Annotated in this window: 20 protein-coding genes; 9 read left to right on the forward strand and 11 right to left on the reverse strand. The window is 62.4% G+C overall.

All coding sequences use genetic code 11. The features are described from left to right. The first annotated feature begins 30 nt into the window (after positions 1–30). Together F0A17_RS07600 and F0A17_RS07605 are read left to right on the forward strand one after the other, a co-directional pair. Entirely contained in the window at positions 31–801 is a 771-nt protein-coding gene (locus F0A17_RS07600; RefSeq protein ID WP_149327751.1) for an aspartate/glutamate racemase family protein, read from the forward strand. A gap of 64 nt (positions 802–865) precedes the next feature. Then, positions 866–1,552, forward strand: a complete 687-nt coding sequence (locus tag F0A17_RS07605) for a GntR family transcriptional regulator (RefSeq protein WP_228716834.1) — start codon at positions 866–868, stop codon at positions 1,550–1,552. A 66-nt stretch (positions 1,553–1,618) separates the two neighbouring features. On the opposite strand, the gene F0A17_RS07610 is transcribed toward F0A17_RS07605, so the two are convergent. The 3 genes from F0A17_RS07610 to puuE all read right to left on the reverse strand — a co-directional run bounded on the left by F0A17_RS07610 (position 1,619) and on the right by puuE (position 4,104). Next, positions 1,619–2,107 carry an ureidoglycolate lyase gene (locus tag F0A17_RS07610; protein WP_149327752.1) on the reverse strand — a complete coding sequence of 163 codons (489 nt, stop codon included), beginning with the start codon at positions 2,105–2,107 and terminating at the stop codon, positions 1,619–1,621. A gap of 207 nt (positions 2,108–2,314) precedes the next feature. Continuing rightward, positions 2,315–3,148: a bifunctional allantoicase/(S)-ureidoglycine aminohydrolase gene (locus F0A17_RS07615; protein WP_149327753.1), complete on the reverse strand. Its 834-nt coding sequence runs from the start codon at positions 3,146–3,148 to the stop codon at positions 2,315–2,317. A gap of 23 nt (positions 3,149–3,171) precedes the next feature. Next, positions 3,172–4,104, reverse strand: coding sequence for an allantoinase PuuE (gene puuE, locus F0A17_RS07620; RefSeq protein ID WP_149327754.1), 933 nt, complete (start codon positions 4,102–4,104; stop codon positions 3,172–3,174). Between the two features lie 517 nt (positions 4,105–4,621). Between puuE and F0A17_RS07625 the strand changes: the two genes are divergently transcribed. The 4 genes from F0A17_RS07625 (at position 4,622) to F0A17_RS07640 (ending at position 10,288) form a co-directional block, all read left to right on the forward strand. Further along, complete coding sequence (locus F0A17_RS07625) at positions 4,622–5,368, forward strand: aspartate/glutamate racemase family protein (RefSeq protein ID WP_149327755.1); 747 nt, start codon at positions 4,622–4,624, stop codon at positions 5,366–5,368. Positions 5,369–5,480: 112 nt separating this feature from the next. Then, positions 5,481–6,860 carry an NCS1 family transporter gene (locus F0A17_RS07630; RefSeq protein WP_149327756.1) on the forward strand — a complete coding sequence of 460 codons (1,380 nt, stop codon included), beginning with the start codon at positions 5,481–5,483 and terminating at the stop codon, positions 6,858–6,860. 75 nt (positions 6,861–6,935) lie between these two features. Next, entirely contained in the window at positions 6,936–8,393 is a 1,458-nt protein-coding gene (locus F0A17_RS07635; RefSeq protein WP_149327757.1) for an NCS1 family nucleobase:cation symporter-1, read from the forward strand. A 179-nt stretch (positions 8,394–8,572) separates the two neighbouring features. After that, complete coding sequence (locus tag F0A17_RS07640) at positions 8,573–10,288, forward strand: catalase (RefSeq protein WP_149327758.1); 1,716 nt, start codon at positions 8,573–8,575, stop codon at positions 10,286–10,288. A gap of 110 nt (positions 10,289–10,398) precedes the next feature. Here F0A17_RS07640 and F0A17_RS07645 read toward each other — a convergent pair whose 3' ends face one another. The 3 genes from F0A17_RS07645 to uraH all read right to left on the reverse strand — a co-directional run bounded on the left by F0A17_RS07645 (position 10,399) and on the right by uraH (position 12,894). Beyond that, positions 10,399–11,142 (reverse strand): GntR family transcriptional regulator, encoded by a 744-nt coding sequence (locus tag F0A17_RS07645; protein ID WP_187774648.1) that lies wholly within the window; start codon positions 11,140–11,142, stop codon positions 10,399–10,401. Between the two features lie 127 nt (positions 11,143–11,269). After that, positions 11,270–12,475 (reverse strand): urate hydroxylase PuuD, encoded by a 1,206-nt coding sequence (locus tag F0A17_RS07650; protein ID WP_149327759.1) that lies wholly within the window; start codon positions 12,473–12,475, stop codon positions 11,270–11,272. 65 nt (positions 12,476–12,540) lie between these two features. Then, entirely contained in the window at positions 12,541–12,894 is a 354-nt protein-coding gene (gene uraH, locus F0A17_RS07655) for a hydroxyisourate hydrolase (RefSeq protein ID WP_149327760.1), read from the reverse strand. 178 nt (positions 12,895–13,072) lie between these two features. On the opposite strand from uraH, the gene uraD reads away from it, so the two are divergent. Continuing rightward, complete coding sequence (uraD, locus tag F0A17_RS07660; RefSeq protein ID WP_149327761.1) at positions 13,073–13,603, forward strand: 2-oxo-4-hydroxy-4-carboxy-5-ureidoimidazoline decarboxylase; 531 nt, start codon at positions 13,073–13,075, stop codon at positions 13,601–13,603. A gap of 123 nt (positions 13,604–13,726) precedes the next feature. Here uraD and F0A17_RS07665 read toward each other — a convergent pair whose 3' ends face one another. Next, positions 13,727–15,184 (reverse strand): uracil-xanthine permease family protein, encoded by a 1,458-nt coding sequence (locus tag F0A17_RS07665; protein WP_149327762.1) that lies wholly within the window; start codon positions 15,182–15,184, stop codon positions 13,727–13,729. 303 nt (positions 15,185–15,487) lie between these two features. On the opposite strand from F0A17_RS07665, the gene F0A17_RS07670 reads away from it, so the two are divergent. Then, positions 15,488–16,123 carry a phosphoribosyltransferase gene (locus tag F0A17_RS07670; RefSeq protein WP_149327763.1) on the forward strand — a complete coding sequence of 212 codons (636 nt, stop codon included), beginning with the start codon at positions 15,488–15,490 and terminating at the stop codon, positions 16,121–16,123. A 61-nt stretch (positions 16,124–16,184) separates the two neighbouring features. Here F0A17_RS07670 and F0A17_RS07675 read toward each other — a convergent pair whose 3' ends face one another. Both F0A17_RS07675 and F0A17_RS07680 read right to left on the reverse strand, forming a co-directional pair. Continuing rightward, on the reverse strand, positions 16,185–16,535 hold the full coding sequence (locus F0A17_RS07675) for a phasin family protein (RefSeq protein WP_149327764.1): 351 nt from the start codon (positions 16,533–16,535) through the stop codon (positions 16,185–16,187). A 131-nt stretch (positions 16,536–16,666) separates the two neighbouring features. Beyond that, positions 16,667–17,374: a glutathione S-transferase N-terminal domain-containing protein gene (locus F0A17_RS07680; RefSeq protein ID WP_149327765.1), complete on the reverse strand. Its 708-nt coding sequence runs from the start codon at positions 17,372–17,374 to the stop codon at positions 16,667–16,669. Between the two features lie 352 nt (positions 17,375–17,726). On the opposite strand from F0A17_RS07680, the gene F0A17_RS07685 reads away from it, so the two are divergent. Continuing rightward, positions 17,727–19,430, forward strand: coding sequence for an L-lactate permease (locus F0A17_RS07685; RefSeq protein ID WP_149327766.1), 1,704 nt, complete (start codon positions 17,727–17,729; stop codon positions 19,428–19,430). A gap of 67 nt (positions 19,431–19,497) precedes the next feature. Here the strand turns inward: F0A17_RS07685 and F0A17_RS07690 are convergent, their stop codons facing one another. Then, the gene (locus F0A17_RS07690; protein WP_149327767.1) at positions 19,498–20,022 is read right to left on the reverse strand and encodes a gamma carbonic anhydrase family protein; all 525 of its coding nucleotides are present in this window, start codon (positions 20,020–20,022) and stop codon (positions 19,498–19,500) included. Between the two features lie 49 nt (positions 20,023–20,071). Beyond that, a complete protein-coding gene (ltaE, locus tag F0A17_RS07695; protein ID WP_149327768.1) occupies positions 20,072–21,076 on the reverse strand; it encodes a low-specificity L-threonine aldolase in 1,005 nt (334 codons plus the stop codon). Positions 21,077–21,085 lie beyond the last annotated feature (9 nt).

Genomic DNA, 21,085 nt, shown 5'->3' on the forward strand with positions numbered 1-21,085 from the left:
CCATAACCATAACGATTGAAGGAACACGCCATGAAACTCCTGGTCATCAACCCCAATATTTCAGGCGACGTGACCCGCCTGATCGAGTCCGAGGCGCGCCGCAGCATTCGACCGGGGACCGAGCTGACCATGGCCACCGCTCCGTTCGGAGTGGCCTACATCGAAACGCGCGCCGAGGCGCAGATCGGCGGCTATGCCGCCATGCAAGTGGCGGCCGAGCACTATGCAGAGCATGATGCAGTCGTGGTGGCGGCCTTCGGCGACCCCGGCCTGGCAGCGTTGCGTGAGATACTGCCGATCCCGGTGGTGGGCATGACCGAGTCGGCGCTGGTCAGCGCCTGCCAGCGAGGCAACCGTTTCTCCGTCATTGCCATCTCTCAGCGCATCCAGGCCTGGTACCGGGAAACCATCGCCGCCTACGGCTTCAGCGATCGGTTGGCCAGCATTCGTGCCCTCGATGAGCCCTTGGCGCATATCGGCCGCGTGCAGGAGGATCAGGGCCAACGCTTGATCGCCCTGGCGGAACGGGCGGTGCAGGACGATGGGGCCGACGTGCTGATTCTTGCCGGTGCCCCCTTGGCTGGCCTGGCCCGCAGCGTCGCCGCCCGCTTGCCGGTGCCGGCCCTGGACGGCGTCACCTGCGCCCTGCGACAGGCCCAGGCGATGGTCGATCTTGGCGCCTCCGCCCCCACCGCCGGCAGCTTCGCACCGCCTCCCGAGAAACCCTGCCAGGGACTTCCCGAGGCGCTTGCCAGGCTCGTGGGACGGCGCAGGGCCGAGCCCGTGTCAACGGTCGGCTGATTGTGTCTCGATCGACAATTCGGAGACAATCGGCTCGTCTCCTCAGCACAGAGGAATGGATGACATGACAATGGAAGGTGCCGCCTTGCTCGGGCGACGACGCATCACGACTCCCTCGCTGGCAGAGGAAGCCTATGAGGCACTGCACGACTTGATCGTCCACGGACGCCTGGCACCCGGCCAGCGGCTGATCGAGCCGGAGCTGTGCGAGCAGCTCGGCATTTCCCGCACGCCGCTGCGCGAGGCCCTGAAGATGCTGGCCGCCGACGGCCTGGTGACACTGCGGCGCAACCGCAATGCCCAAGTCTCGCTGATCGAGCCGCAGGAGCTGGAACATCTCTTCGAGGTGGAGGCCGGGCTCGAGAGCCTGGCTGCCAGCCTCGCTGCCCGCCGCATGACCAACACCGAACTGAAGCGACTGGAGAGCCTTCAGGAACGCCTGGAGCGGCTGCTGGAGAAGGGCGACCGGAATGCTTACTTCGAACTCAACCAGCGGATTCACGGATTGATCGTGGCCGGGGCCAAGAACCCGGTCCTCGAAGAGACCCATCGCAGTCTGCTGGGGCGGCTGGAACGGGCACGCTACCTGGCGCTGGATCATATCGGGCGCTGGGAGGAGTCCACGCGCGAGCACCGCGATATCTTGGAGGCTCTCAAGGCCCGGGACGGCGATCTCGCCCGACGCCTGCTGGCGGACCACGTCCAGCATACCGGCGATGCCATCGCCGCCATCAACCGGCCCCGCCATTGACCTTCCCGGCGAGCCCCGGCCTTAAGGCTCGCCGAGTTCCCTGGGCGTATTGTCAGCCCAGGCCCCTTATTCCATGACGACCCGTAGCGCCAGCGGGTACTCGTCGCAGTTGTTGCCCTCGCCGCCACGATCGACGACCAGGAATTCCCCTTCACGCTCCAGCACCGACTGGATGGCATGCCAGGTACCGGCGCGGTAGTTCACACCTTGGCGGCCGTCGGTGACGAAGGCGCGCACCTTGGCCGGGTCGATGCTATCTCCCGGCGGCGCCACGACGATCACGAAGCGTTCTTCATGCAGCGGCATGAAGGCCTGGCTGCCCTGGGGATGACGTTCGAGGAAATCGAGCTCCAGCGGGATCGAGACCGGCTGACTGACGAAGATGCTGACCAGCGCCCTCGCCTGCTCGCCTAGGGTCTCGACCTTGGCCAGGTCGTGGTAGCGGCGGGTGCGTCCGGCATTGATGTGAAAGTAGTCCGCCGTGCGCGTGTCGATGACGTCGCCGAAGGGCGCGAAGGCCTCAGGCGTCAGCGGTTCGGCTTTGAGTTCCAGCATATAAACTCCATTTCACAGGCCTTGAATAAAGCCTCGAATGGCGGAGCAAAGCAGCCATCCGAGCGAGAGGCGCCAGGGACAGGGTGGAGAGGGGGACCTACGCCAGGGATGGCGTAGGTAGCGCCCAGGGATGGGTTCACAGCGCCCCTCGAAACCCTGTCGCCGGATCAGCCTCGAGCGGCGACATTACTGCAAGCCCCCTGCGTCTCAACGAGCACCCAAGCGCAGCGCCGCGTGGCGGTTCACGTCTTTATAGAGCAAATAGCGGAACGGCCCCGGCCCCCCGGCATAGCACGCCTGAGGGCAGAAGGCACGCAGCCACATGAAATCCCCCGCCTCGACCTCGACCCAATCCTGGTTGAGGTGATAGACCGCCTTGCCCTCGAGCACGTAGAGACCGTGCTCCATGACGTGGGTCTCGTCGAAAGGAATCACCGCCCCGGGCTGGAAGGTAACGATGTTGACGTGCATGTCGTGGCGCACGTCGGCCGGGTCGACGAAGCGCGTGGTGGCCCAGCGCCCCTCGGTACCGGGCATCGGGTTGGGCTCGAGATCGTTTTCGTTGACCACGAAGGCCTGCGGCACCTCGATGCCCTCGACGTACTCGTAGGCCTTGCGCACCCAATGGAAGCGCACCGGCGCATTGGATTCGTTACGCAGCTGCCAGTGACAACCCGGAGGCAGGAAGGCATAGCCGCCCGGTGTCATCTCGTGGCGCTCGCCGGCGATGGTCAGGGTCATCTCGCCCTCGACCACGAACAGCACACCCTCGGCGGCGGGGTCGAGCTCGGGGCGCTCGCTGCCGCCGCCCGGGCTCACTTCCATGATGTACTGCGAGAAGGTCTCGGCGAAACCGGAGAGCGGGCGCGCCAGCACCCACAGCCGGGTCTCCTCCCAGAACGGCAGGTTGCTGGTGACGATGTCGCCCATCACTCCCTTGGGAATGAAGGCGTAGGCCTCGGTGAACACCGCGCGGTCGGAGAGCAGTTGGGTCTGCGGCGGGTGTCCGCCAGTAGGTGCATAATAGGTACGTTGATTCATGATATATCCTGAAAAAGTGGGACTCAGCGCGCGGGGGCGGGGTGATGCTCCACCCAGTGGCGAGCGATATCCACACGGCGCGTCACCCAGACCCGATCGTGCGCCTCGATATGATCGAGGAAGCGCTGCAGGGCACGGAAGCGGCCGGGGCGGCCAAGCAATCGGCAGTGCATGCCCACCGAGAGCATCTTCGGCGATTCCTCTCCCTCGGCATACAGCACATCGAAGGCGTCACGCAGGTAGGTGAAGAAGTGCTCGGCGGTATTGAAGCCTTGGGGTGCAGCGAATCGCATGTCGTTACTGTCCAGGGTATAGGGCACGATCAGGTGATCGTGCTCGATGCCCTGGCTGTCGGCTGCGCGAGTCCAGAACGGCAGGTCGTCGCCGTAGTAGTCGCTGTCGTAGAGGAAGCCGCCCTCGTCCAGCACCAGCCGTCGGGTGTTGGGACTGTCGCGGCCGGTGTACCAGCCCTGCGGCTTCTCGCCATAGAGGCGCTGGAAGATCTCCATGGCGCGCTGCAGATGCTCGCGCTCGACGTGCTCCGGCACCTCCTGGTAGTGGATCCAGCGATAGCCGTGGCAGGCAATCTCGTGACCCAGCTCCTTGAAGGCTTGGGCAACTTCGGGATGACGCTCCAGTGCCATGGCTACGCCGAACACCGTCAGTGGCAAGCCGCGGCGTTCGAATTCACGCAGAATGCGCCAGACACCGGCCCGTGAGCCGTACTCGTAGATCGACTCCATGCTCAGGTGACGATCGGGAAAGGCCGGGGCTCCGATGATCTCGGAGAGGAACTGCTCGGAGCCGGCATCGCCATGCAGCACGCAGTTCTCTCCACCCTCTTCGTAGTTGAGCACGAACTGTACGGCGATTTTTGCTCGTCCCGGCCAACTGGCATGGGGCGGATTGCGGCCATAACCAATCAGATCGCGTGGGTAATCACGGCTTACGCTCATTAGGCATCTTCCTCTTGTTTTTCATCGCTTTTCTATCGGTTCGCGGCCGGGCCGACGTCCGTATCGCTCGACGGCGAAACAGCGCTCAACACTAACTGTATACAATGATAAAAATAATTTGTATCCAGCATTGTTGCAACCGGCCTTGGTTTCGCAGCATTACCCGCATTTTGTATACAAAAATAACCTCCAATACAAACTCCGCTCCGAGAACGTCAGGCAGGTCGGCTTCGCTGCCATATGAGCATGCTAACAAAGCGTCTTCAATGGATTGCAATAACTGTAAACATTAATGGGCAAAAAGGGACATCCACGCCCCGAAAACAGCCCTAAGCGACTTAAGTCGAATACGCCCGAATCGCGATCGCCCTTGAGGTTTTCTTCTAAAGGGTTGTTATACAAACAAAAACACGTCGATCATCAGGTTTTAGGTGAGATCTTGCGCCTTGAACTCGTAACGCCTATTTTGTGTACAAAGATCAAGACTATTGTTCACAAATAAAGCACCGGAGTTCGCATGCGCCTACGCATCATCAATCCCAATACCACCACCGCCATGACGGACAAGATCGGCGAAGCGGCTCGTCGGGTCGCCGCGCCGGGCACGTCCATTCAGGCCACTCAGCCGGCTTCCGGTCCGGTCTCCATCGAGAGTCACTTCGACGAGGCGATCAGTGCCGTGGGTGTGCTGGAAGAAGTGCTGGCCGGAGAAAGGCAAGAAACCGACGCCTATATCATCGCCTGCTTCGGTGACCCTGGTTTGCTGGCGGCACGCGAGCTGACCCGAGCGCCGGTCATCGGCATCGCCGAGGCCGCCTTCCACCTGGCCAGCCTCGTCAGCACCCGCTTCTCGGTGGTCACCACGCTCGGTCGTACGGGCATCATCGCCGAGCATCTGCTCGAGCAGTATGGCTTTCACCGTCACTGTCGTCGGGTTCGCGCCGCCGAGATACCGGTACTCGATCTGGAGGAAAACGGCGCCTCGGCGCTCGACCGTATCATCGACGAATGTCGTCGCGCCCGAGACGAGGATGGCATCGGCGCCATCGTGCTGGGCTGCGGCGGTATGGCCGACCTGACCGAGACCATTTCCCGGGAAGCGGGCCTGCCGGTAATCGAAGGCGTCACCGCCGCGGTGAAGCTCGCCGAGGCTCTTGTCGGCCTGGGACTCGGCACCAGCAAGTACGGTGACTTGGCCTTCCCCCGACCCAAACCGTTCATTGGCCGCTTCGAAGGATTCTCACACCTCACACCGGAGCGCTGATCGAACCGGCATCCCTACAACAACAGTCAATGCCGGAAGCACGTCACGCCGCAAGGCCCGCCCCCCGGGACCATAACCACAACAGTCAGCTTCGACTTGCGAGGACATCACCATGCAACACTCCACCCACCACAGCACGGCAGCCGACCCCGTCGTACCCCCCTCGCCGAACGCGGCCAGTGCCACCAAGGCACTGGGGGATGAATCGCTCGCGCCCCAGAAGACCCGCATCATGGGGCGCATCTCCTACTTTCTCGCCTGGTTCGGTGGCTGCGTGTCGATCGGCACGTTCACCATGGGCTCCAGCGTGGTAGGCACGCTGAACCTGATTCAGGCGACACTGGCCATCGCCATTGGCTGCTTCGTGATCGGTATCGCCCTGGCCATCAATGGCGCTGCCGGGTACAAATACGGCATTCCCTTCATGGTCCAGGCGCGCAGCGCCTTCGGCTTCGCCGGCACGCGCCTGCCGGGGCTGGTGCGTGCCGTGCCGGCGGTGGTGTGGTATGGCTTCCAGAGCTGGATCGGTGCCGGCGCCCTGAACATGGTCTCGGCCACATTGTTCGGTTTCGACAACTTAGTGTTCTATTTCATCAGCTTCCAGCTCCTGCAGGTCGGCCTGTCGGTGATGGGTTTTCAGGGCATCAAGTGGTTGGAGAACGTCGGCAGCGCCTTTATCCTCGCCTCGCTGGTCTACATGTTCTACAGCACGGTGCAGCGCTATGGCGACGTGCTCTCTGCCAACCTGCTGACCATGGAGGGCTCCTGGGGCCTGCCGTTCTGGGGCGCCACCATGCTGTTTCTGGGTATCTACAGCACCATGATGCTCAATGTCGGCGACTATGCCCGGGAGCACAAACACGGCACCGGCCCGGGCCTCCTCACCACCATCTATGCCATGTCGATCCTGCCTTGCACGCTGTTCATGGGCCTGATCGGCTTCATGGTGTCCGAGGCCACCGGCACCGCCGACCCCATCCAGGTATTCGCCAATGCCGTCGACAATACGCCGCTGTTGATGACCACCCTGCTGTTCATCGCCTTCGCCCAGGTCACTACCAACGTGCTCAACAATGTGGTGCCACCGACCTACGTGCTGATGGACGTGTTCAGGCTCAAGTTCCGCACCGCCAACGTGATCGTCGGTCTGCTGGCTTTCGCCACCTTTCCCTGGAAATTGGTACAGCCGGATTCCGCCGCCGGTCTGCAGCTCTTCGTGCAGACCTACTCCGCGTTCCTGGGTCCGATCTTCGCCGTGTTGGTGGTCGATTATTACCTGATCCGCCGTCGCACCTTGGACCTGGACAAGCTCTACGACGAGAACGGGCCCTACCGGGGCGTCAACGTGGCGGCGCTGATTGCCACCGGGGTCGGTATCGCCGCCGCCCTGACCTTCTCGGCGGTCTCCTGGTACGCCAGCCTGATCCCGGCCGGCCTGACTTACTACGTCCTGATGCAGTACTGGTTACCGTGCCAGCGCTTCCGTCAGTGATTTCGCGCTGTCCCCTGCCTCGCCCCCCGGTCTAGCCGGGTGGGCGGCATTTCAACAACGACAACGGTGACGACGATGAGAGACAACGAACTGGACATCCAGACCATCGATCCAACGCTATACAACGATGACCTCGCCCCGCTGAAACCCCAGCATCGCAACTGGGGTGCCTTCGAGATATTCAATGTTTGGTCGAACGATATCCAGAGCCTGTTCGGCTACACCCTGGCCGCCTCGCTATTCCTGAGCTATGGCCTCAACGGCTGGGCGGTCATGGCGGCGATCATACTCGCCGGCATTATCGTCATGTTCCTGGTCAATCTGACCGGCAAGCCCAGCGTGAAGTACGGCATCCCCTTCCCGGTCATGGTGCGCGCCAGCATGGGCGTGCGCGGCGCCAATCTGCCGGCCATGCTCCGTGCGATCATCGGCATCTTCTGGTACGGGGTTCAGACCTATTTTGCTTCCACCGCCGTGGCGCTACTCATTGTCGCCCTCTTCGGCGCTGGAGACGGCCGCTCCTTTCTGGGCCTCTCGGGGGTGGCCTGGGTATCGTTCGTGATCGTGTGGCTGTTCCAGATCGCGATCTTCTGGTCCGGCATCGAGCGCATCAAGCATTTTCTCAATTGGGCTGGCCCGCTGGTCTACGTGGTGATGGTCACCCTGATGATCGTCGTCTGGTACCAGGCCGGCAGTGAGCTGCTACCCGCCGTGAGCAGCATCTTCAGTGCCGACGGCGAGCGTAGCGGCAGCGCCGTGGCCGCCTTCATGGCGATCGTCGGTACCATGGTGGCCTATTTCGCCGCAGTGGTAATCAACTTCGGCGACTTCACCCGCTTCGTGAAGACAGAACGCCAGATGAAGCTCGGCAACCTGCTGGGGCTGCCGCTCAATGTCGCCTTCTTCTCCTTCATCGCCCTGATCATCACCGCCGGCACCCTGGTACTGTTCGGCGAGGCGTTGACCAACCCGGCGGACATCGTCGAGCGGGTCGACTCGCTGCCGCTGCCCATCGTCGCCGCCCTGACCTTCTTCGCCGCCACCGTGGGCATCAACCTAGTGGCCAACTTCATCCCGCCGGCCTACGACCTGGCCAACCTGTTCCCCAGCCGGATCAGCTTCAAGATAGGCGGACTGATCACGGCCGTGGTGGCCTTCTTCGTCGGCGCCCTGTGGGTCTCGGTGATCAGCCAGATCGGTGTGCCGGGCTTCGTCAACGCCCTGGGTGCGGTCGTCGCGCCCTTCTACGGCATCATCGTGGTGGACTACTACCTGGTGAAGCGCCAGACACTGGACATGCAGCAGCTGTTCTCCTCAAAGCCGGGCTCTGCCTACCATTATGCCAAAGGCTGGAACCACCGCGCGCTGCTGGCCTTCGGCGGGGCTGCCCTGTTTTCGATCTCCACCGTGCTGGTGCCGGCGCTCTCCGGCCTGGATGGCTACGGCTGGATGATGGGGGCGGCACTCGGCGGCCTGTTCTACTACGGCCTGATGATGAGCTATCGCCCCGTCGCGGTAACGCCGGCGGCTTGAACCCCGACAATGGCGCCACCGGTCTGACCGGCGCGCCATTGTTTCGTCCTATAGCAGGCATAGCACAAGTCCATGCCGTTCAAAGTGGAGTGAGTGCTACGCTGATGCCTCAGGGGGAGGCGCCGGAAGGCACGGTCTGGCACGCCTCCAAGCCAGGGCGTCAGCACAAGGAGTATGGCATGGATAAACAGAATCAGGTCCTGACCAACCGTCAGGGTCATCCCATCACCAACAACCAGGCCCAGCGTACCGTGGGCAGCCGTGGCCCGGCCACGCTGGAGAACTACCAATTCCTCGAGAAGATCAGTCACTTCGACCGCGAACGCATCCCTGAACGCGTAGTGCATGCGCGCGGTTTCGTCTGCTACGGCGAATTCGAGGCAACCGGCAAGATAGGCGACGAGCCGGCCTCGACATACACCCGTGCCAAGCTGTTCCAGGAAGCCGGCAAGAAGACCGAACTGGCGATCCGTTTCTCCACCGTGATCGGCGGCCGCGACTCCTCCGAAGTCGCCCGTGACCCGCGCGGCTTCGCGGTCAAATTTTATACCGAGGATGGCAACTGGGATCTGGTCGGCAACAACCTGGCGATCTTCTTCATACGCGACGCGATCAAGTTTCCCGACGTCATTCATTCGCTCAAGCCCGATCCGGTGACGTTCCGCCAGGAGCCCAACCGCATCTTCGACTTCATGAGTCAGACCCCTGAATCGATGCATATGCTGACGCACTTGTTCAGCCCGCGCGGCATCCCGGCGAGCTATCGCCACATGGAGGGCTTCGGGGTCAACACCTACAAGATGGTCAATGACAAGGGCGAGACGGTCCTGGTGAAGTATCACTTCCACCCGCGCTGCGGCGTGGCCAGCCTGACCGATGCCGAAGCAGCCAAGGTACAGGGCCAGGAGCTCGGCTCCGCCTCCAAGGACCTGTTTGAAGCGATCGAGCGCGGCGACTACCCGAAATGGGACCTCTACGTGCAGATCATGGAGGATCATGAGCACCCCGAGCTCGACTGGGACCCGCTCGACGATACCAAGATCTGGCCGGAAAACGACTTCCCACTGCGCCACGTCGGCGTGATGACGCTCAACCGCAACGTGGACGACTTCCACAACGAGAACGAGCAGATCGCCATGGGTACCGGCGTACTGGTGGACGGCCTCGATTTTTCCGACGACAAGATGCTGGTCGGACGTACCTTCTCTTACTCCGATACCCAGCGCTACCGGGTGGGACCGAACTATCTGCAGCTACCGGTCAACCAACCCAAGGGCGTAAAGGGCAAGGTGTATACCAACCAGCGCGGCGGCGAGATGTCCTACGGCGTCGACCTCGCCCCGGGGCAGAATCCGCACGTCAACTACGAGCCGTCGATCCACAACGGCCTGCAGGAAGCCGAGCGTGAGGAACCCAACCATTCGCCGGAAATCAGCGGGCGGCTCACCCGCAGCGTAATCGAGCGGCGCAATGACTACGTTCAAGCACGTGGGCGCTTCAATACCATGATGGACTGGGAGCGTGACGACTTGATCGACAACATGGGCAACTTGCTCGGCCAGTGCGAGCGTGACGTTCAGGAGCGCATGCTATGGCATTTCTTCCTGGTGCATGACGAGTACGGCAAGCGGGTGGGTGAGAAGCTCGGCATGACGGCACAGGACGTCAAGCATCTCGAGCCGCTGCCCAAACAGGTACTCACCGACGAGGACAAGCGTCGGCTCGAGAACCTGGGAAGCAATGGCGATACCATCGATCCAACGGTCTGGGGCCAGTGGACCAGCTCGGTGCAGAACCACCAGGCCCGAGCCGAAGATGTGCTGGCCGGCCACGTGGGCGGTCACGCCTATACTGACCAGGGTCAGGCGAACCGGGAGACGGCGCCGGCGAAATGACGCAGGCCCGTGCCTGATCGAAAGCGTTACGAAGCCGCCGGAAGCCCTCGCCTCCGGCGGTACTTTCAGTCGTCATTCGCGCGGCGTAAGGCAGCGCTCGTGGCTTGGTCTCAGGCGCCGAAGATCTTCTGCAAGTCCGGCGCCTCGTCCTCTGCTTCGACGATGGAGAGTGAGGCTTCGATGGCCTTGAGGTGACGCCCCATGAAGGCGGTAGCCCGTTCGCCGTTGCCCGCCTCCAGGTGACCGATGAGATCATCGTGGTCGTGTGATTCGCACCCCAGGTGCCCGGAGCTTCCGTAGACGGCGAGAATCAGTGACGAACGCGAGCAGAGCTGGCCGACGAAGGCGGCGAGGGTGGCGTTGCCGGAAAGCTGCGCCAACCGTTCGTGGAAAGCGGCGGAAAGCTTGATCGCGCGGCTCTGCTCGCCCGACCGGAGCGCTTCGCGCTCGCGGCGGGCCATATCGCGCAGCTCACTCACGTCCTCGGGCCTGATGCGACGAGCGACCTCAGGCATCAAGCCACACTCCACCATCTGGCGCGCGTCGAACACATCCTTGGCTTCATCGGCGGTGGGTCGGGTTACGCTGGCCCCTCGTCGCGGCGTTAGCGTGACGAGTTGCTCCAGAGCGAGACGCTGCAAGATCTTGCGAATACCGGTACGGCTGATACCGAAGACCTCGGCCAGCGCATCCTCGCGCAAGCGCGCGCCGGGGCGTAGGCGATGCTCGATAATCGCATCGCTGATCGAACGATAGATTGCCTCGTGGCGTTCCGCTCCATCACCGTTCTTGCCCAGGCGTCGAGGCTTCGTCCTACTCGCATCGGCCTCACCCAGACGCTGCCGCTGGTTCATGGATGTCCCTCCTGTCTGAGCTCTTCGCTGGCTGCCATTGTATACATAACCCTGCGCAACTATCGAACGCCCCAACCGCGAACAGCCCGCCAGGGGCGGGCTGTTCGAGCGGCCATGCCGAGCGGAATCACTCCGACCAGGCGGCGATCGCTTCGCGCTCCTCGTCGGTCATGCCGGTCATGTTACCCAGCGGCATGTAGCGGCTGGCCACCACTTCCTGGATTTTCTCGCGATGCCCCTCGATCTGGGCAGTGGTGTCGTAGCTCACCCCGGCCGGTGCCGAACCGAAGCCCCCTTGGGTCGGGCTGGCTGAATGGCAGGCGACACAGCGCGATTCGATGATGGTCTCGACTTCGGCCAAGCTCGTACCCTCCTCGTTCGCCATGACATCGCGGGAGGCGCCGTTGCCCGGCATGCCGACCCAAAAGGCCACGGCGATCAATGCCGTTCCTGCCGCCGGGTAGGCGGGCTGGATCTTGCCGGCATGCATCACCACGAAGAACTGGCGGATCAAGGCACCAGCGAAGATGAACAGCGACATGATCACCCAGGCGTACTCGTGGGAGTAGGCGAAGGAATAGTGGTTGCTGATCATCAGCAGCACCACCGGCAGCGTGAAGTAGGTGTTGTGCACCGAGCGCTGCTTGCCACGCTTGCCGTCCAGCGGGTTGGGCGCTTCGCCGGCCTTCATCGCCGTCACCATGCGGCGCTGGCCGGGAATGATCCAGAAGAAGACGTTGGCCGACATGGCGGTGGCCATCACCGCGCCGGTGAGCAGGAAGGCGGCCCGTCCGGCGAATATCTGGGTGCTGAGGTAGGCGACCACCACCATCATCACGGCCACGGCCAGGCTCAGTACGCCATCACGCTCCATGTTGGGGCTGATGCGCTTGCACAGCTCGTTGTAGACCACCCAGCCGCCCAGCAGGAACAGCAGCGCCACCACGTTGGCCTGCCAGCCGCTCAGGTTGGCCGCCCAGGCCCAGCTGCTGTCGGGGTTGACCAGGTAGAAGCCGGGGCTGGTCATGTAGAGCATGACGAACAGCACGAAGCCCGACAGCCAGGTGGTGTACGCCTTCCAGAACGACCAATGCAGATCCTCCGGCAGCTTGGCGGGCGCCGTGGCGTACTTCTGGTTGTGATAAAAGCCGCCCCCATGCACGGCCCACAACTCCCCGAACACCCCCTTTTGCCGATCCTCGTCGGCCTTGGGCGTGCGCAGGCTATTGTCCAGCATCACGAAGTAGATCGACTCGCCGATCCAGGCGATGGCCGCGATGACGTGCAGCCAGCGCAGCATGAAATTAGCGAAATCCAGGAGGTAAGCTTGCATCTGATTATCTCAGCTTAGTTGTTGTTACGCCGCATGGCCGAGCGCAGCCAGCTATCGGATAACGCTTAGCTGCCGCGGTAGGTAGAATATCCATAGGGCGAAAGCAGCAGCGGGACGTGATAATGCTGGGATGCATCGGCCACGCCAAAGCGCAGCGGAATCACGTCGAGGAAGCGCGGTTCTTTCGCCTGGACACCTTGCCGGCGCAAGTAATCGCCAGCATGGAATACCAGCTCGTACTCGCCAGAGGTGAAGTCGCCGCCCTCCAGGATGGCATTGTCGCAGCGCCCGTCGTCGTTGGTCGTCACCGTCTTGAGCGACGTGCGCGCTTCACCTTCGAGGCGAAAGACCTCGATGCGAATGCCCTCGCCGGGCCGTCCTTGAGCGGTATCCAGAACGTGCGTGGTCAGTCGTCCCATGGCTTCTATTCTCTCCGTGGTTGGCCGGGGGCAGGGTCGCCCCGGACTTCGAATCTATGCGAGGTCGCCGCTGACAGGACCTTCTGAAGACAGTTTTAGCCATTTCGGTAGTACATTTCAAAATTTTTTTGTATACACTTTGATGAAACCCACCCTTTCCCAGCCTCTGGAGACGATCATGAACCATCACAGGACGCTCGATCCTAGGCCCAGCGAGCTCGACCGCGACGCTTTCGTAGCACGCTTCGGCGATATCTATGAACACTCCCCCTGGGTGGCCGAGCTGACCTGGGAGCGCGGCCTGACGAGCGAGCACGACACGCCGGCCGGCCTGGCCGAGGCCATGGGCCGGACACTGCGAGAAGCCACGCCGGAACGGCAGCTCGAAGTGATCCGCGCCCACCCGGACCTGGCCGGCAAAGCCGCCGTTGCCGGCGAACTGACCGATGACTCCACACGTGAGCAGGCCGGTGCCGGGCTCGATCAATGCACACCGGAAGAGATGGCTCGCTTCGAGCGTTTCAACGAGGCCTACAAGGCCAAATTCGGGTTTCCCTTCGTGATGGCCGTCAAAGGCAGCAACCGGCACGCCATTCTCGCCGCCTTCGAAACACGGCTGGTCAATTCCCCCGACGAAGAACGGCGCACGGCCATCGAGCAAATCAACCGCATCGCCCGCCTTCGCCTGGACGATCGCGCCCAGTCCTGAGCGCTATCGCCCTTCGAGCAATGGCCCGCGGCACAGCACTTGCCGCGGGTCGTTTCGTTTCGGGATCGCTTCACGTAACGGAGCCCCCCGCCGCCGGCATCGCCGGCTGCAGGCGCGATAGGATCAGCCGCCTTGGACACCGTTGGTCGCCGCTTGCGCTCCGTCACGCCCAGCGCGGCGACGTTGATCTCGGCCTGCCTCTCCAAGCGTATCCCTATCGGTATCGCCGGCATCCTCCCTCGCCATCGCCTCTCGCTCGCAAGCCTCATCGGCCAGCGTCACGTGCGGCAATAGCAGATTGAGCACGAAGGCGGTGATCGCCGCCACCACGATGGGCGCTCCTCCGATCACGTTCTGCAGCCATTCCGGGAAGCGTTCGATCGCTGCCGGAACCTCGGCAATGCCCAGGCTCAGGGCGAGTGCGAGCCCGACGATGGTCATGTTGCGAGCGGAGAGTTCATCCTTGATCAGCAGCTTGATGCCGGTCATGGTGATCATGCCGAAGACAGTGACGGTGGCCCCGCCGAGAACCGGATAGGGAATGGTGGTCATGAGGGCACCGAACTTGGGACTGAATCCCGCCAGCAGCATGAAGCCGCCGGCCAGCGCCAGCACGAAGCGGCTGATTACCTTGGTCATGGCGACGATGCCGACGTTCTGGCTGAACGTGGAGGTCGGCAAGGCGCCGAAGAAGGCGCTCGCCGTCGTGGTCAGTCCATTGCCCAGCAAGCCGCCGGTCAGCTCCGTTGTCTTGAGCTCGCGGTTCATGCCGCCCACGGTGGTCGCCGACAGGTCGCCAATGGTTTGCACCGAATTGATCACGCAGATGATCACCATGGCAATGATCGCCGAAGTATGAAATTCCAGCGCGAAGGGCATGAACCGGGGCATTGCGACCCAGTCGGCGGCGGCAACGGCATCGAAGCTGACCATGCCCAGCGCCAGCGACAGCAGATATCCCACGACGATACCCACGATGATCGCCGAGAGTTTGATCACCCCCCGGCCGAACTGCGAGGCGGCCAGCACCGTGGCCAGGGTCGCAAGCCCCACGATCCAGTTCAGCGGTTCGCCGAAGTCGGGCGCGTTGACATTACCGCTGCCCGCCATGTAGCGCACGGCAATGTCGTAAAGCGACAACCCGATCACCAGCACCACCGTGCCCGCCACCACCGGCGGGAACAGGTGCCGAATGTATTGGATGAAGTAACCCACCACCATCATGGTGATGCCGCCGATGAGCTGCGCCCCGAGGATACCCTCGATACCGAACTGTGCACCCACCGCGATCAGGGTCGGCACGTAGGCGAAGCCTACGCCGAAGATCGCCGGCAGCCGTGCGCCGAACTTCCATACCCCATAGAGATGAAACAGGGTGCAGACCCCCGAAGCCAGCACCGCAATCTGTATCAGCAGGAGCTTTTCCTGCGGTGTGGCACCCACCACCCCCGCGATGATAATGGGAGGTGTAATGACACCGGCGATCATGGCCAGCACATGCTGCAGCGACAAGGGCAATGCCTTGGCCAGCGAAGGCCGGCCATGAAAATCGAAAATGGAGGTGTTCTGAACCTTTCGCATGGATCCATCCAGTCGTTGTTGTGTTTCTGTATACGAAGAGCCAAAACCGCTGATTGTTCGAATGACGGCAAGAGGCCCTTCGTCTACACGCCAAAGCCGTCAGCGCTCGCTACGACTCGATAACCTGTCCAATCGGTCAAAAAATGTATCTCAGTTAGCCGATTAACAGGCGACAATATATTAATTTATTGTATACAGAAATATTTGCCACCCCTTTCTCGACTTACTGTCGAGTACCGCCTCTCTCACGCAGTTCGCACAGCTACACTGGAAGAGACCTGGCAACGGGAGGAGAAGACCGGCATGTTTCGCGATCGCATAGAGGCTGCCGAACGGCTCGCCCAGCAACTCGAGCACCTCAAGGGCTCACATCCGCTGGTACTGGCCATTCCCCGCGGCGGCGTGCCCATGGGGCGACGATTGGCGGATTTGCTCGAAGGCGAGCTGGACGTGGTACTGGTACGCAAGATTCGCGCCCCGGGACATCCCGAATACGCCATCGGGGCCATCAGCGAGGATGGCAGCATGAAGCTGGACGAGGCCGCGTCACGCTTTCCGCAGCAAGCGGTGGAGCACGAAGCCGAGCAGCAGCGACAGCTGCTCAAGGAGCGGCGTCAGCGCTACAGCCCGGTACGACCGCCGATACCGCCCGAGGGACGGACCGTTATAGTCGTCGATGACGGCAGTGCGACGGGCGCCACCATGGAAGCGGCATTGAAAACGCTACAAGGCCGTACCGAGCGTTTGATCGCCGCGCTCGGTGTTGCTCCGCCCAGCGCCGTGGAGCGCCTGGAAACGGTAGCCGATGAGGTCGTCTGTCCAGAGGTACCGAAGCACTTCATGGCAGTCGGTCAGTTCTACGCCGACTTCGGTCAGGTCGAGGAGGAGGAAGTGATGGAACTGCTGGGCCAGTCATCCGGTCGCCACGATGCGTCTTGACGGCGCATACGAAAATGGGGCCGTCGCCCGAAGGCGACGGCCCCATTGCGTCCCGGCCACCTTACTTGGTAGCGCTGGCACTCTTGACGTTCTGCTCGGCCAATTGCTGGCCCTTCTGCAGGAACTCCTGACTCAGATCGACCACCTTCTTGGTGTCGCCCTGCAGGCGCTCGCCAAACTCCTTGACGACCTTCTGCTGGGTCTCCACGACCTGCTTGAGACCCTCGGAGTCCTTGACATCCACCCAGGCGCGCGCCTGAGCGAGCGTCAGGTCAGAGTAGCTACGGAACGCATCGAACTGAGCCGACAATAATTTCTCGTAGTACTCCAGCGAGAGCGCGCCATAGGCTCGGGCCGGGGCGAAGAACAGGCTTTCGAGCTGCTGAGTCGCTTTCTCTTGAGTCTTGCTCATGAGCTACCTCCATCGTTGCGTTGCCAAGGCAGGAAGGAGCCTTGTTGCAATGCAACATAGCAGCTCGATTTGTGCGTTGCAACATTTTTTGTGCACTGCACCAATCCTCCGATAATACCGATGTCTTCTCCTCAGCGATAGGCACCCTCGATATCCGTGACGCGCATGGCCTTGCGCCCCATGCCGTCATGCAGGTCGAGCATGCGCTCGATCCAGCCGTAGACAGGATCGGCATTGGAAACCAGGTCGGCAGTCGATACCACCCGGGCCCACATGAAACTGCCGAACACCAGGTAGTCGGCCGCTGCCGGCGCCTCGCCATCGAGGAAATCGCTCTCCTTCAGATGACCACGCAGGGGCGCCAGGGCGGCATCGAGCTGAGCCAGCCCCTTGGCCGGAGAGTGGAACTCCTCGAGCGTTCTCCCGAAGCGCTTCTCACGCGTTTCGCGGAAGTAGCCGCGATCCTTGGGGTCGATGGCGTTGAGCAGGTCCATGATAATGGTACGCATCATGGCCGGCGCCAGGGAACGCTCGGCATAGTGTTTGAAAAAACGGGCCCGAGCCTCGGCGACACCATCGCCCAGCAACGGTGCCTCGGGATAGGCGCGGTCCAGGTAACGGAGGATCGCATAGCTGTCGGTGACGGTTTCGTCGCCGTCGACCAGCACCGGCACCTTGTCATAATCGGCGAAGGCGAGTGCCTCCTTGTCGGTGAAGCGCCAGGCACGCGTCTCGAAATCGAGCCTCTTGTGTGCCAGCGCGTAGCGCACCCGCCAACAATAGGGAGAGAAACGCAGCCCCTCGTCGATACCACAGAGATCGTAGAGAACCCTTGCCATGCCGCCTCCTGGCCTGTGTCTGAATGTTCGATAGTGCCAGTCTTGACTTGCCGCTGCCAAGCGCCCCGTGACCGGACGAAGCCAGGCTGACAGCCTGTCCATTAGTCTAATGACAGCCTCCTTCGCAACGCTCGGCAAGCATTCGATTTCTTACTCAAGCCACTGTTTTCTATTGTTTCTCTTCGATTTCACGCAATCGCATCGGCCCCATCATATTGGTCATACCAATTAGCCATGATGGCAAGTTTCGCTCGCACTTCGTATCGTTGCCTCCCGTCGGCCGTGCGCGCCGGGTTACCCAGCCGCGACAGTCGCGATGGTGTACTCAACAAGGAGAAACCGAGGAAACGTCATGTCGGATACGACTCTAGCCCTACTCGCCTTCACACCGCTATTACTCGCGGGCATTCTGCTGATCGGCTTCCGCATGGCCGCTAAAATCGCCATGCCCGTAGTCTTCCTGGTGACGGCCGTGATCGCCCTCACCGCCTGGGAGATGAGTTTCTCACGGGTCCTAGCCTCCACCTTCCAAGGCCTGATTCAAACGGCAGGTCTGCTGTGGATCATCTTCGGCGCTATCCTTCTACTCAACACGCTAAAGCACTCGGGTGGCATCACTGCGATCCGCAATGGCTTCTCGGGCATCAGCCCCGACCGCCGCGTCCAGGCCCTGATCGTGGCTTGGCTGTTCGGCTGCTTCATCGAAGGGGCCTCCGGCTTCGGCACCCCGGCCGCCGTGGCCGCCCCGCTGATGGTGGCGCTCGGCTTCCCGGCGCTGGCCGCCGTGGTGGTGGGCATGATGTTACAGTCTACCCCGGTCTCCTTCGGCGCCGTGGGTACTCCCATCGTCGTCGGTGTCTCCAGTGGCCTCGATCGCGCCGGCATCACCGAAACCCTCGAAGCCGGCGGTTCGAGCTGGGACGTCTTTTTCCAGCTCATCACCAGCGAAGTGGCCATCACGCACGGCATCGTCGGCATTCTGATGCCGTTGATTCTGGTCACCGTGATGGTGCGTTTCTTTGGCGCCAACCGCTCCTGGACCGAAGGGCTCTCCATCGCACCGTTCGCGATATTTACCGGTTTCGCGTTCGTCATTCCCTACGTGCTGGTCGGCATCTTCCTGGGTCCGGAGTTCCCCTCGATGATTGGCGCCATGGTGGGGCTGGCCATCGTCGTACCCGCGGCGCGCCGGGGCTTTCTACTGCCCAAGGATACCTGGGACTTCCCTGACGCCTCCGCGTGGCCGGATTCGTGGGTCGGCAGCTTCCAGATCAAGCTCGACGAACTCAGTGAAAAAGCACCGATGTCGGCCCTGCGCGGCTGGCTTCCGTATGTCCTGCTGGCCCTTTTCCTGGTGGCGTCACGTGTGATTGACCCGCTGCGCGCCGCTCTCAACTCGGTAAGTTTCGGCTGGACCAACATTCTCGGCGAGGCAGGGATCAGTGGCAGCATCGAGCCCCTGTTCCTGCCCGGCGGCATCATTCTCATGGTGGTGCTGGTCACCTACTTCCTGCACCAGATGAACGGGCGCAAGCTCAGCGCGGCCGTCTCGGAATCGACCAAGACCATCTTCGGCGCCGGCTTTGTGCTGATCTTCACCGTGCCCATGGTGCGCATTCTGATCAACTCGGGCGTCAACGCCGCCGATCTTGCCTCCATGCCGGTTACCATGGCCCAGTTCGTGGCCAGCAGCGTGGGCGACGTGTACCCCTTCTTCGCCCCTGCCGTGGGTGCGCTGGGCGCCTTCATCGCCGGCTCCAACACCGTGTCCAACCTGATGCTGGCCGACTTCCAGTTCAACGTGGCCAGCGCGCTCGGCGTCTCCACCGCCATGATGGTAGCGCTGCAGGCCGTGGGGGCTGCTGCCGGTAACATGATCGCCATCCACAACGTGGTGGCGGCTTCGGCGACCGTGGGCCTGCTCGGTCGCGAGGGCGAAACCATCCGTAAGACGATCCTGCCGACGCTGTACTACCTGGCCTTCGCGGGTACCATTGCCCTGGTGGCCTTCTACGTGATCGGCGTCTCCGACCCGCTGCTTCAGATCGGCAGCTGACGCCACCGCAACGAGACAGCCCTGTGTCGTCACGGACACAGGGCTTTTTCTTGTTCCCCAAGAGCGCTCAACCGATACGCTTGAGCTCGCGTGCATGCCGACTGCCGCGCTCGACGTAGCCCGCCGCGTTCTTCGCTAGCCCTTCGATCGCCTCGGGCGAGAGTTGGCGAATCACCTTGGCCGGCGCGCCGACGATCAGCGAATTGTCGGAAAAGGTGGCTCCCTCCTTGACTACCGCCCCGGCGGCCACCAGGCAGTTCCTGCCGATCACCGCACCGTTGAGGATCACCGCCTGGATGCCGATCAAGCTGCCGTCGCCGATAGTACAGCCGTGCAGCATGGCCTGATGGCCCACCGTCACGTCATTGCCCACGTTTAAGGGGAAACCGGGATCGGCATGGAGCACTGCGCCGTCCTGGATATTGCTGCGTTCGCCGACCTCGAGGTGGTCGGTATCGCCGCGCAGCACCGCCTGGTACCAGATGCTGGCATGATCTCCAAGTGTGACCTGACCGATCACGTCGGCCGTCTCGGCCACATAGACGTTCCCGCCTATCTGCGGCCGATGCTCGCCATACTGATAGATTGCCATGACTTACCCTCCGTAGACTTTCCTCCAGAGACTGCCCGCCCCAAGAGGCTCAGGTGGCAAAATATGCCTTGAAACTCGCCACAACATGGTGGATGTCACCCGCCGAAACGTCGAGGTGGGTCACCATGCGCAGCGTCGGAGCTGCGGCAACGAGGATGCCCCTCTCGGCCAGAAACGTGCCGAGCGCGGCACAGTGAGACTCGGGAACCGACACGATGACCATGTTGGTGTCGCACGCCCTCACCTCGACCGTTGCTATCTCACCAAGGCCTTGTGCCAATTGCCGGGCGTTGTGGTGATCCTCCGCCAAGCGTTCGATGTGATGTCGAAGGGCATACCGGCAGCCCGCCGCCAGGATGCCCACTTGACGCATGCCTCCCCCCAACGTCTTGCGCCAGCGTCGGGCACGCCCGATAAAGGCCTCGTTTCCCAGCAGCACCGAACCCACCGGGGCGCCTAGCCCCTTGGAGAAACAAAGTGACACGGAATCGAACCCTCGGCAGAGCGCCGCCAGCGGACGCCCCGAGGCCACCGCGGAGTTGAACAACCGCGCCCCGTCCAGATGCGTGGCCAAGCCAAGACCCCGTGCCAGCTCGGTGGCCTCCCGCGTATACGCCTCGGGCAGTACCTTGCCGCGAAACGTGTTCTCCAGCGCCAGCAGACGGGTTTTGGCGTGATGAATGTCCTCTCCCTTGACGGCTCGTCGCAGCCGATCGAGGGCCAGGCTGCCATCGGCCTCGTGGGGCAGCGGCTGAGCGGAGATCCCGCCCAACGCCGCGGCCCCTCCCCCTTCATCCCGATAGATATGGGAGCCGTCGCCAGCGAGGAACTCGTCGCCCCGCTGGCAATGCGTCAGCAGCGCGATCAGGTTGCTCTGGGTCCCCGAGGGCACGAACAAGCCGGCCCTCATGCCGGCATGCTCGGCCACTTCGGCCTCGAAAGCCGTAACCGTCGGATCGTCGCGCCAAACGTCATCGCCGACTTCGGCACGGGCCATGGCCTCACGCATGGCGGCGGTGGGTCGGGTCACGGTGTCACTGCGTAGATCGATCATTGTGTCGTT

This window comes from Billgrantia pellis, assembly GCF_008297955.1.
GTDB classification, from domain to species: domain Bacteria; phylum Pseudomonadota; class Gammaproteobacteria; order Pseudomonadales; family Halomonadaceae; genus Halomonas; species Halomonas pellis.